Annotated in this window: 8 protein-coding genes; 3 read left to right on the top strand and 5 right to left on the bottom strand. The window is 65.8% G+C overall.

All coding sequences use genetic code 11. The features are described 5' to 3' along the window. Window positions 1-107: 107 nt before the first annotated feature. Window positions 108-605 (bottom strand): (deoxy)nucleoside triphosphate pyrophosphohydrolase, encoded by a 498-nt coding sequence (locus PSRA_RS02595; RefSeq protein WP_094660472.1) that lies wholly within the window; start codon window positions 603-605, stop codon window positions 108-110. A gap of 717 nt (window positions 606-1,322) precedes the next feature. Between PSRA_RS02595 and thiE the strand changes: the two genes are divergently transcribed. The 3 genes from thiE to PSRA_RS02580 all read left to right on the top strand — a co-directional run bounded on the left by thiE (window position 1,323) and on the right by PSRA_RS02580 (window position 6,063). Further along, window positions 1,323-2,102, top strand: a complete 780-nt coding sequence (thiE, locus tag PSRA_RS02590; RefSeq protein ID WP_158216292.1) for a thiamine phosphate synthase — start codon at window positions 1,323-1,325, stop codon at window positions 2,100-2,102. 325 nt (window positions 2,103-2,427) lie between these two features. Continuing rightward, a complete protein-coding gene (locus tag PSRA_RS02585) occupies window positions 2,428-3,921 on the top strand; it encodes a bifunctional hydroxymethylpyrimidine kinase/phosphomethylpyrimidine kinase (RefSeq protein WP_094660336.1) in 1,494 nt (497 codons plus the stop codon). Between the two features lie 213 nt (window positions 3,922-4,134). Continuing rightward, entirely contained in the window at window positions 4,135-6,063 is a 1,929-nt protein-coding gene (locus tag PSRA_RS02580) for a bifunctional hydroxymethylpyrimidine kinase/phosphomethylpyrimidine kinase (RefSeq protein ID WP_094660335.1), read from the top strand. Window positions 6,064-6,156: 93 nt separating this feature from the next. Here PSRA_RS02580 and PSRA_RS02575 read toward each other — a convergent pair whose 3' ends face one another. The 4 genes from PSRA_RS02575 to PSRA_RS09315 form a co-directional block, all read right to left on the bottom strand. Next, the gene (locus PSRA_RS02575) at window positions 6,157-7,095 is read right to left on the bottom strand and encodes a lactate/malate family dehydrogenase (RefSeq protein WP_245834846.1); all 939 of its coding nucleotides are present in this window, start codon (window positions 7,093-7,095) and stop codon (window positions 6,157-6,159) included. 401 nt (window positions 7,096-7,496) lie between these two features. Next, window positions 7,497-8,549, bottom strand: a complete 1,053-nt coding sequence (ilvC, locus tag PSRA_RS02570) for a ketol-acid reductoisomerase (RefSeq protein ID WP_094660331.1) — start codon at window positions 8,547-8,549, stop codon at window positions 7,497-7,499. Between the two features lie 462 nt (window positions 8,550-9,011). After that, on the bottom strand, window positions 9,012-10,364 hold the full coding sequence (locus PSRA_RS02565) for an MFS transporter (RefSeq protein WP_094660471.1): 1,353 nt from the start codon (window positions 10,362-10,364) through the stop codon (window positions 9,012-9,014). Window positions 10,365-10,609: 245 nt separating this feature from the next. Continuing rightward, window positions 10,610-10,759, bottom strand: coding sequence for a hypothetical protein (locus PSRA_RS09315; RefSeq protein ID WP_158216291.1), 150 nt, complete (start codon window positions 10,757-10,759; stop codon window positions 10,610-10,612). Window positions 10,760-12,014 lie beyond the last annotated feature (1,255 nt).

Below are 12,014 nucleotides of genomic sequence, written 5' to 3'. Positions count from 1 at the left end.
TACGAGGGGATACGCACCGTCGGCGTATCACTCCTGCGATGGAACGGTATGCAGAACCGGGTGGATATCGGGTGGATATGCAGTCTGGGATGGCAGGCGACCTGTGGTCAGAACGCGAGGCTTTTGACCGAGATGAGGTCGACGGCCTCCCAGTCGGCCGGGGCCCAGTCGAGCGACGGCATGTCCTCCGGGTCCATCCAGCGCAGCTCGGCGTGCTCGATGCGCTTCGGCTCCTCGCCGGGCTTCAACGTACACCAGAAGGTAACGAGCTCCACGACGCCGAATTCGTAATCGTTCTGCGTGGTGCAGATCTGGTCGCCAACCTCCACCTCGCAGCCGAGCTCCTCGCGGATCTCGCGGGCCAGGGCCTCGCGATGGTCCTCGCCCGGCTCGAGCTTGCCACCCGGGAACTCCCACTTGCCGGCCAGGTTCTTGCCCTCGGGTCGGCGGGCGCACAGGATCTTGCCATCGCGCAGAATGGCCGCGCCGCTGACGCGGATGATACGCGGGGCATCGTCTTCCTCGGCGGGGGACGACGCGGCGCCGAACAGGGAGGCGACCTCCGGCGTGGGATCGAGCCCGTCGGCCGGCAACTGCGCGGACATGCCCTGCTCCGCGGCGTCCGCCCCGGCGAGGCTGCCAATCGTCGACTGGGACACGCCGACCTCCGGCGCGCCGTTCAACGATTCGTCGAAATCATCGGTCGGCGCCATGTGCGCCGCAGGCGGAAGCGGAACGGGGGCGGCGGCATGGCGCGGCACCACGAAGCCCACCACGCGCTCGCCGGGACCAGCGGCGCCGGCCGCGGCATCGTCGGTGGCGGCACGCAGGGGCGCCGACGCGGAGAAGCCCGCGTGCGCCGCAGACACACCGGGCATGTCGTTTGTCACATAGGCGCTGCCGCCAATCTCGCCATTACGATCGATCATCATGGGAATCCCTCGCAACGATGTCTCCTCCTCGAACCACGTTGACTGAAGGAATGATACAGCATTGCGCCGGGAAGTCCAATGGCGCGTCGCATTCCTCTTTCCCCCTCCCCACACCGTCCGCCGCCTCACCTATCGTCTGACTTTTGCCCCCAAACCACCGCAAAACTCACCAGATACCGACACCGCCCACCAGGCACCCCACCCCATCCCCCAACCATTGCCCCCAAACCACCGCAAAAGTCGGCAAAAAGCGATGGGAAGGCCAGCCGGGGCGGACAGAGGTTTGTCCGAAAGCCGATGCACGATTCGAGAAGACCGATAGGAAAGCACCATCCCATAGGAAGCACTAACCAACAGGAAAGACCAACCCCAATATTAAGGAGAGACCACATGGCACAGGCATCCGCAACCGCCCCCAACGCACATACCAACCCCACCGCTCCCGCCCACCGGCCGGCGGTGCGCGACCGCGAGCGCATCCGCCGCGCCATGACCGCGTATTTCGTGCTCGGTCCGCAGGACGTCGAGCCGCTGGGGCGCACGGTGACGGACGCCGTGCGCGAGGCGCTGGACGGCGGCATCACCTTCCTGCAGCTGCGCGCGAAGCCGGCCGATGCGGGCGACGTGCTGCAGCTGGCGCGCGAGGTCTGCGCGCTGCTTCCCCAGGGCGAGCCGGGCGTGGACCGGCCGTATTTCGTCATCGACGATCGCGTGGACGTGGCCTGGGCCGCGCGCCGCGAGGGCCTGCCGGTGGACGGCGTGCATGTGGGCCAGACCGACCTGCCGGTGGAGCATGTGCGCGCGCTGCTCGGCGAGGACGCGATCGTTGGCTTGTCCACAGGTTCCGTGGAGGAGGCGACGAAGGCCGCACAGCTGACCGAATACGTGGATTACGTAGGCATCGGCCCGTACCACAACACGGTGTCGAAGGCCGATGCGCCCGATGGTCTCGGCACCGAGCGCTTCGAGGCCGTGGCGGATGCCGCGCGCCCGTTGCCGAACTGCGCGATCGGCGGCGTGACGCCGGCGGACGCGCCCGAGATCGCGGCGCACCACGGCGACGGCCTGTGTGTCATCTCCTATATCTGCCGCTCGGCGAGCATCCGCGAAGGCGCGCGCAGCCTGCGCGAGGCTTGGGAAGCCGCGGTCGCTGAGACCGGCGCTCGCTGAATCCACGATTCACCCGACCTGCCAGCGAACGAACGGTCGAACAATCGTATTCATCGAACGCCTAGCGACATGGTTCCGGACGATTGTGCACACTCCGTGCATATAATGCGGCTCAGGGATACACGATGCTCTCGAACAGTCCGCACGGCGGCCCGGTGGGAAACCGCCATACGCCGGCGGGACACGACGGGAGGCATCGTGACACCGCGGGCCATGCCCGCAGACCGGCCCCTTACGGCGCCGGCCGGGAACCGAACGCACAATGACGCAGCGACGGCATCGCTTCGCCAGAGGCGTCGCCGGCGCACCGCACGGGAGAAACCGCATGAGCACTGCCGAAGAGGAAGTCCGCCAGGCCCTGATTGCCTCGGGATTCGATTTTCGCAAGGGAAAGGCCTCGCCTTCCAAGGCCCGCGCCTATAGCGAGGGTCAGGTGTCCGCGGATGCCACGGAATCGTCGGGCAGCGCATCGTCCGTCGCCGCACCGTCCGCCGCATCGCCGGCAGAAAGCACATCGTCGAAAGGCGCGGAACCCGCCATTCCCTCCGCCTCCTCCCCCGCCCCTTCCACATCCGCACCACGGCGCGACACCCATCGCGGCGACGCGCACCGCGCACGCACCGTCAGCGACGGCATCACCGTCACCACCGTGCATGTGCCGCAGACCGCACCGCAGGCGGCCGGTGGGCAAAGGCCGCGCGTGCTCGCCATCGCGGGAACCGACCCAACCGGCGGTGCCGGCATCCTCGCCGACATGAAAACCATCACCGCCTGCGGAGGCTACGCCATGGGCGTCGTCACCTCCGTAGTGGCTCAGAACACGCGCGAGGTCACGGGCATCTGGCCGCAGACCGCGCAATGCGTGGAGTACCAGCTCAAGGCGGTGTCCGACGATGTCTCCATCGACGCCGTGAAAATCGGCGTGCTCGGCACCGAGGAAATCATCGACACCGTGCACGAGTGGCTCGAAAACACCGATTTCACCCGCCTCGGCGGGCTGTGGCGCCGCCCCGGCAACCGCGCGAACGTCACGCAGATCATCGGATCGTCCGCCCTCGCCATGCCCGCCGCCGGCGCAATCCCCGCCAACGGCGCGGCTCGGCCAGTCGGCAACACCGGCGCCGACGATGCCCCCGTCGAATACGCGGATTACGCCGAATACCACGGTGTGACGCATGACATCTCCACCCACCGCCGCCCGTGGACCGTCATCGACCCGGTTATGATCTCCACCAGCGGTACGCGCCTGCTCAGTGCAGACGCCGAAGGCGCGCTGCGCGATCTGCTCACCTCGGGCCTTATCGACGTCATCACGCCGAACCTGCCCGAGCTCGCCGCGCTGGTCGGCGAACCCGTCGCCACCACATGGGAGGAGGCCATCGACCAAGGCACGCGCCTGCTCGACAAACTCGGCGGCCACACGCGCGTCTACGTCAAGTCGGGCCACCTTAAATCGTCGACCACGCGCGCCGATGCCTTCATCGACGCGAACACCATGCGCGCCATCAGCCGCAACCCCGTCGTCACGCGCCTTCCGGGCAGCCTCATCGCCACGCATAACACGCACGGCACGGGCTGCGCGCTCTCGAGCGCCCTCGCCACCTACCGCCCGCAGTGCCACGACTGGCTGCAGGCCGCGCACAAGGCAAAGGCGTGGATCACGGGCGCCATCGCGCATTCCGACGAGCTCAACGTGGGGCTCGGCAACGGCCCGGTGAACCATTCGTGGAATCTCACGCAGGCCACGCCGATCGACGATATTCAGCTGCACCATGTGACGCAGCGCGAGATGCACGGCAGGGCGGCGCTTCCGCTGTGACGGCGGTGCGGGGTCGGCGCCTCGAATGGCGGCGATGCCCGCAACACGATGCCACCGCGGCATGGCGACGCCGTGCGGTAGAGTCGGAACAGGCCGGGGGCAGCCGACCGCATTCGCAGACCACCATCGCATGCATGGCGCATAGCCGCACCATGGCCGTGGGAGCAGACACGGCCGCAGCTGCGTCGCGTGCCCAAGCAAAGGACCGCCGCATTGGCACAGGCATCACAGGATTCACAGGCATCGTCTTCATCGTCGTATTCCCTTTCCGCATCCGCCGCATCGTCGGAATCCTGCGCGGACCGCGCTGATTCCGCGACCGCCGCATCGTTCGCCTCCGCTCATCTCGACGAGGCCACCCGCACCGTGCTGCGCTACCAGGCCCACGCCGACGCCACGGCCGACGCGCCGACCCGCGCGCGCGTGCTGTCGATCGAGGGCTCCGACCCCATCGGCGGCGCCGGCACCATGGCCGATATGAAGGCCTTCACGGCGCACGGCGTCTTCGGCTACGCGGCCATGACGTGCGTCTGCGCGCAGAACACGCAGGGTGTCACCGACATCGTGAACATGGAGCCCGCCTTCCTGCGCGCGCAGCTCGACTCCGTGGCCGACGACGGCCGCATCGACTCCATGAAAATCGGCATGCTCGGCACCAGCCAGATCGTGGACTGCGTGCGCGACTGGCTCCAGGCGCTTCTCGACGACTACGCGCGCCGCGGCCTGCCCCGCCCCTGGGTGGTCATCGACCCCGTGATGTACGCCAAATCCGGCGATTCGCTGCTCACCCCCGACGCCGAGGAGGAGCTGCGCACCATTCTGCCGCTCGCCGACATCATCACGCCGAACGTGCCGGAGCTCGCGGCGCTCGTCCACGCCGACGCCGCGCCGACCACATGGGACGGCGCCGTGCTTATGGCGCGCCGCGTGGCCGAGGAGCTCGGCGTCATCGTGTATGCGAAGGCGGGCATGTTCGCGCTGAGTGGTGCGGAGAATTCCGACGATTCACCCGCTGTGGCGGGCCCCGCGCCGGCAGGTGCGGATGCCGCCCGCACGCGCGGAACCGGCGCGAACCCCGCGCCCGCCTGCGACGACGCGCTGATCATCCCCGCCGCCGTGCTCGACCGCCTCGCCGATGCCGAGAAGGCCACCGGAGGAATCGTGGTGAATTCCGCGCCCGCGCCGACGCGCACCGACCTCGCCTCGCGCCCCGGCACCGCCGCCGACGCCGACACCGCCACGCGCGTCATCACGCTGCCGGGGCGCCGCGTCGCCACCGTTAATGTGCACGGCACCGGCGACTCGCTGTCCGCCTCGCTCGCCGCGCTGCGCCCGCAGTACGCCTCGTGGGAGGAAACCGCGCGCGCCGCGAAGGACTGGATGACCGGCGCCATCGCCGCCGCCGACGGCCTGCACGTGGGGCACGGCCACGGCCCGATCGACTTCATGTGGATGGCGCCGCCCACCGCGCGCACCTTCACCGACGACTACTGGACGCAGGTGCGCGGCGTGCGCGAGCGCATCCGCGAGATGCCGTTCATCCAGCGCATGCTCGACGGCACGCTCGACCTGCTCGACTTCTCGTTCTACCTGCACCAGGACGACCTGTACCTGACCGACTACTCCTCGCTGCTCGCGCTCGCCTCCGTGCGCGCCGACACGCTGCACGACCGCACGTTCTTCGCGCATGCCGCGGCCGGCGGCGTGGATGCGGAGGTGTCTTTCCACGGGCAGTGGTTCGTCGAACACGGCTTCTCCCCCGAACCCCAGACCATGAGCACGGTGACGGCCGCGTATATCGGGCACGAGCACCGCGTGGCGGATTCGGGCAGCTACGCGCAGCTGGCGGCCGTGGTCATGCCGTGCTTCTGGCTGTACGGGGCCATCGGGCTCGACATCATGAAGCAGGCGGCCGACCGCCGCCTCGACCTCGACAGCCATCCGTACGGCGCGTGGATCCGCCAGTACTCCGACACGTCGTTCAACACAAGCGTGGCGCGCGAGCTCGCGGTGTGCAACCGCCTGGCCCGCGAGGGATCGCGCGCGAACTACGATGCCATGATGGACGCGGCGCTGATCTCGTCGGAGCACGAGTACCTGTTCTTCAACCAGGGCATCGACCGCCCGGCGCTGGTGCGGTAGCGCTGGTGCGGTAGCGGCGCGGGCGCATCGTATAAGCGCGGCGCGGGGCCATCGTATACGCCACGCGCCGCGCAACCGCCTCTTAACAACCGCCTACCAGCAGCGCACCTTCTCGACGTTCGCGCGGATATGGGCGCACGTATCGTGCCAGCGCTGCACCTCGTCGTCGGCAAGCTCCGGCACGAGCACGCGCTCCACGCCGCGCGCGCCCACCTCGCACGGAAGCGACGCATACACGCCCGACTCGCCGTAGACATCGTCGATATACGTCGAAACGGGCGTGATGATATGCGCGTCGCACAGCACGGCCTTGATGATCTCGGTGGCGGAGTTCGCGATGGAATACTCCGTGCACTGCTTGCCCTGGTACGTCACGAAGCCGCCTTTCGTAGCGGCGGTTTCGAAGGTGCTACGGTCAAGCGTCAGGCCCGTGCGGCGCTCGACCTCCGGCACCGTGAGCGAGCCGAAGGTGATATGCGACCAGCAGGCGAATTCGGAGAAGCCGTGTTCGCCGAGCATCCAGGCGCTGATGGATCGCTGGTCGAAGCCCGTGGCATCGGCGAGGGCGTGGCGCAGGCGCGCGGAGTCGAGCGTCGTGCCGGAGCCGATCACCTTGCGCGGGTCATAGCCGGTCAGGCCCTGGATTTCGGTGGCGATGACGTCGTTCGGGTTCGCGATGGTGACGATGACGCCCGCGAATCCCGCATCCACAATGCGCTGCGCGAAGGTCTTGGCCTCGGCGGAGGTGACGAACAGCTCGCCGTCACGATTTCCCGCGGCGGCGGCCACGTGCCCGGCCGCGTTGACGAGCACGTCGCATCCGGCGAGGTCCTCGTAACGGTCGGCGCAGTCGATGATGCGGGCCGAGCGCGGGTAGAAGCTCATGGCGTCGACGAGGTCGTTCGCCTGCGCCGCGCACAGCGTGGTGTTTGTGTCGCACAGGTAGATCTCATCGGCCAGCGACTGGTAGAGCAGCGCGTTCGCCACATGCGCGCCCACGTGATTGACTCCGATGATTCCGACTTTCTTCATGGACATTCCTCATCCCGTCCTCTCGCTGTCTTGGTTCTCGTTCTCCACCATGGTACGGGGTGCGCGGAAAAGCAAGGGAGTGGTCGGAGAGGCGGACGGAGGGGCGGAGGGTGCCTCGCCCTGCCCGAAATGGCCTTAAACGGGTGCGAGGACACCCGCCTAACACGATTTCGACGCCATTAAGGCACCAAAATCACCCGAAACGGCCTTAAACGGGTGTGGGAACACCCGCCTAACACGATTCCGCGCCCCTCCCCAAGGCATACAAAGGGCCGGGTGCGTGCGCGGAGCACAGCACCCGGCCCTGAAGGTCAGCGGTGGAATCGTGAATACTCGCGAGGCCTCAGAAGAAGCCCGCCGACGCATTCACGCACCCAGCGAACCCAAAGGATTCGCAAACCTTACTGAACCTGGGTACGAGCGATCTTGCCGTTGAAGGACTCGGCCATATCGGCGTCGGCATCCTTCTGGTTGTTCCAGGAGAACATGGCGCGGAGCTTCGGACCCACGGTCTCGAGGTGCGGGTGGGAGTACTCCTCCTGCAGCTTCTTGAACTTCGGGGCGCCAGCGGCCTGGTCGTCCATGAACTCCTTGGCGAAGGAGCCGTCCTGGATGCGCTTCAGCTGGTACTGCATGCGCTTCTTGGTCTCCTCGTTGATGACGGTGGAGGTGTAGTCGCCGTACTGAGCGGTGTCGGAGCAAGACCAACGAGCCTTGTTCAGGCCACCCTCGTTCGCGAGGTCGACGAGCATCTTGAGCTCGTGGAACACCTCGAAGTAGGCGATCTCCGGCTGGTAGCCGGCCTCGGTCAGCACATCGAAGCCCATGTCGCACAGGTGGTTGATGCCGCCCATGAGGACGTCCTGCTCGCCGAAGAGATCGGTCTCGGTCTCCTCCTTGAACGTGGTCTTGATGGCGCCGGCGCGCAGAGCGCCGAGGGCCTTGGCGTAGGCAAGCGTGATCGGCCAGCCGTCGCCGCGCGGATCCTGCTCCACGGCCACGACCACCGGCACGCCACGGCCAGCGGCGTACTCACGACGCACGATGTGGCCCGGGCCCTTCGGGGCGACCATGAACACCGGGTGATCCTCGGACGGCTTGATGTAGCCGTAGTGGATGTTGAAGCCGTGAGCGAAGGCGATGGCAGCGCCCGGCTTCAGGTTCGGCTCGATGTCGTTCTTCCAGATCTGGGCCTGGTACTGATCAGGAGCCAGGATCATGATGATGTCGGCGACCTTGGCGGCCTCCGGCACGGACATGACCTCGAGGCCCTGCTCCTTGGCATATTCCACGGACTTGGAGGTCGGACGCAGAGCGACAACCACGTGCACGCCGGAATCGCGGAGGTTCAGAGCATGCGCATGGCCCTGGGAACCATAGCCGACGATGACGACGGTCTTGCCCTCGAGAACGGAGAGATCCGCGTCCTTCTCATACCAAATCTGAGCTGCCATAACTTAGCACTCCTTAATTTTTCGGTTTGTTCGGCGCTCCGGATATTACGAACATCCGAAACACTTCGCGCGAGTTTGCCGTAATTCATGTTGCTAAACTCGCAGCAGTAAACGCAACATGGATACCGTCAAGGCATGGCGGCAGAGGATTTTGTCCTGAACCTGATGCCCATCATACCCGTCGGCGGCAGATAACGCCGCGACGGCTGTCCACCTTGTGAAACGCCATTCGTAGAATAACGCACGCAGGGCACGATTATGGGATTCCCGCGCGGATTCGCTCAGGAATCCGCGGGTTTCGGGCCGGGAATCACGGGCCCGTTCAGTTATGTTCGCGCAGCGCGAGACGGTTGCGCGAGGCGGTTGCGCGAGGCGGTTGCGCGAGGCGGTTGCGCGAGGCGGTTGCGCGAGGAAACACGATGGGGCAATCGTGTTTCCGCCGCGCAACCACAGCGGCCCCATTCACTCCGTGTAGTCGGAGTTCTTCGTCTCGCGGCAGGTGAGCACCGCCACGAGGCAGCACACGGCCATCACCGCTAGATAGAGGCCCACCGAGCGCACGCCCCAGTGGCTCGACAGCCACGTGGCGATGGTCGGCACGAACGCCGCGCCCACGATGGCCGCGAGGTTATAGCCCAGGCCGGAGCCGGAGTAGCGCACGGACGCCTTGAACAGCTCGGGCAGGAACGCGCCGATCGGTCCGAACGCCATGCCCATGAGCGCGAAGCCGATGCACAGGAACAGCATGACCTGCCAGGTCTCATGCTGCGCCATGAGCAGGTATGGGAAGAAGATCGCGAACACCACGAGCAGCGCCGAGGAGATGACGAGCGCCGGGCGGCGGCCGATGCGGTCGGCGAAGTTGCAGGAGACCACGATGAAGATGGCGAACATGAAGATCGAGATCATGAGGAAGCCGAGGTACTCCTGGCGGCTGAAGCCCAGATGCGTGGTGCCGTAGGCGAGCGACCAGGTGGCGAGCGTGTAGAACAGCGTATACGTCACGGCCACGATGAACGTGGACTGGAGCACCTGGCGCCAGCTCGTGCGGAGCACCGTCACGATCGGGGACTTCACCACCTTGTGCTTGGCCATGGCGGCCTTGAACACCGGGGTCTCCTCCATCGTCACTCGCACGGCGAGGCCGACGATCACAAGGATGGCGGAGAGCAGGAACGGCACGCGCCAGCCCCAGGCCAGCATCTGGTCATCGTTGAGCTTCGCCTCGAGGATGAAGAAGGTGCCGTTGGAGAGGAAGAAGCCGATCGGAGCGCCGAGCGCCGGGAACGAGCCGTAGGTGGCGCGCTTGTTGGCCGGGGCGTTCTCGGTGGCGACGAGCGACGCGCCGCTCCATTCACCGCCCAGGCCGATGCCCTGCACGAAGCGGCACAGGCACAGCACCACGACGGCCCACACGCCCCACATGGCGTAGGTCGGCAGGCAGCCGATAAGCACCGTGGCGCAGCCCATCGTGAGCAGCGAGGCGACGAGCGTGGCCTTGCGGCCAAGGCGGTCGCCGAAATGGCCGAACACGATGGAACCGAGCGGGCGGGCGATGAAGGCGATGGAGAACGTCAGCAACGAGGCCAGCAGCGCAACCGTGGGGTCGTTGTCGAGATTCGTGAAGAAGATCTTCGGGAAATAGTTCGCCGCGGCCGTGCCGTAGGCGTAGAAATCGTAGAACTCAATGGCCGTGCCGACCATCGACGCGGCGATGACCTGCTTGACCGAATTTCGTGCGACTTTCTGGGCCTTCTGTGCGAGGGTCGCGCCGGCGCGGGCGACGTCTTCGCTCGCTTCGCTCCCCGTTGCCATGCTCATCTGGGATTGCCTCCGTTGTTCCTTCTTCTGGGCGCGGGGCGGGCGGCGTCGGCGGGGCGATGCGATGCTCGCTCCACGGCGGTTCGTTCCGTGCCGGGTTGCGCTGCTTGTGACGGCGGCGCAATCGTGATGTATTCGGTGAATTGTGAATTGCTGCGACGCGCTGTGAAACCCTGATCGGGCGGAGACAATGGATTGTGTCTATCGAGCTCCGCCTTCGCGGGCGGGCTCTGTATGATTCAGTCCACCAGCGATGAAGGCTTGATAATAATTCGACGCAGGGCGTCGATGGTAATGCTGCGCAGAACGACAATAACGCCGTTGACACCGCTGACGACGGAAACGAGAGCGGTGGCGATGGCGGACGTAACAGTGCGCAGAGCCTTCATTCGGGTGGACCTCCTTTCGAAAAAGTCCGGTGCGCTGCGGTTTCGCGGCGCACAGCAGGTGTCTTCAGATCGGCTTGTTGTGCCGAACGTTGGCCTCAAGGTAGGCACGTCCCTCCGTGAAGCGATAGCCATCGTCCGCTCTGCGGCCTTTGTAACGTTTGAAACGATTTTTGAGTGCGGAGCGGAGCGCGACGGGGCGGGCGCCTCTCCGGAACAGTGGTACGGCTCGCGGACCACCGCCCACGCCCCGCCCGCACACGGTGCCTCTCGCTGGTTACCACCGTGCCAGTGAGAGGCACCGTTGGAGAAACCCGCATTGAAAACACTGGGCTTTTGCCGCAACGGTCGGTCTCACTGATCACCCCAGTGCCAGCGAGAGGCACTGTTAACCAGACCGGCGTTGAAAACACTAGGCCCCGTCCGCAACAGTGGCCCTCACCGGTCGCCCCAGTGCCAATGAGACCGACTGTTGGAGAAGTTCGCACTGGGAACGCTGGGCTTTCGCGGTAACGGTCGATCTCACTGGTCGATACCGTGCCAGTGAAAGGCACTGTTAACCAAGGCGGCGTTGAAAACACTAGGCTCCGTCCGCAACGGTCGCTCTCACTGGTTGCTCCCGTGCCACTGAGAGGCACTGTTAAGACAAGCACCATTGGAAACGCTTGCTTTCCCTACCAACGGTCCCTCTCACTGGTTGCTCCCGTGCCACTGAGAGGCACTGTTAACCAGACCGGCGTTGAAAACACTAGGCCCCGCCCGCAACAGTGGCCCTCACTGGTCAGCCCAGTGCCAATGAGACCGACTGTTGGAGAAGTTCGCACTGGGAACACTGGGCTTTTGCCGCAACGGTCGGTCTCACTGGTTGCTACCGTGCCAGTGAGAGGGACCGTCAACGGGGAAATCGTTGAAAATGCCCACTCCGACCGACAACAGTGGCCCTCACTGGTCGATACCGTGCCAGTGAAAGGCACTGTTAACCAAGGCGGCGTTGAAAACACTAGGCTCCGTCCGCAACGGTCGGTCTCACTGGTCGCCCCCGTGCCAGTGAGAGGCACTGTTCGGCAAGCGGGGAGGAGGACGGGACACAGCGCGAGGCGGTCGCCTCCTCCGGAACACTGGTATGGCTTACGAACAAAATCCACGATTTTCGAGCCCAAAATCGTCGAAGATGTCCGAAACCCGTACCACTGTTGCAGAATCGGCAACAATGGTACGGGTTTCGAAGACGCGGCCGGCTCACGAACCGGACACGCAG

This window comes from Pseudoscardovia radai (assembly GCF_002259605.1).
In the GTDB taxonomy this organism is placed as follows: Bacteria; Actinomycetota; Actinomycetes; order Actinomycetales; family Bifidobacteriaceae; genus Pseudoscardovia; species Pseudoscardovia radai.
This window is presented reverse-complemented; position numbering and strand designations above follow the sequence as displayed.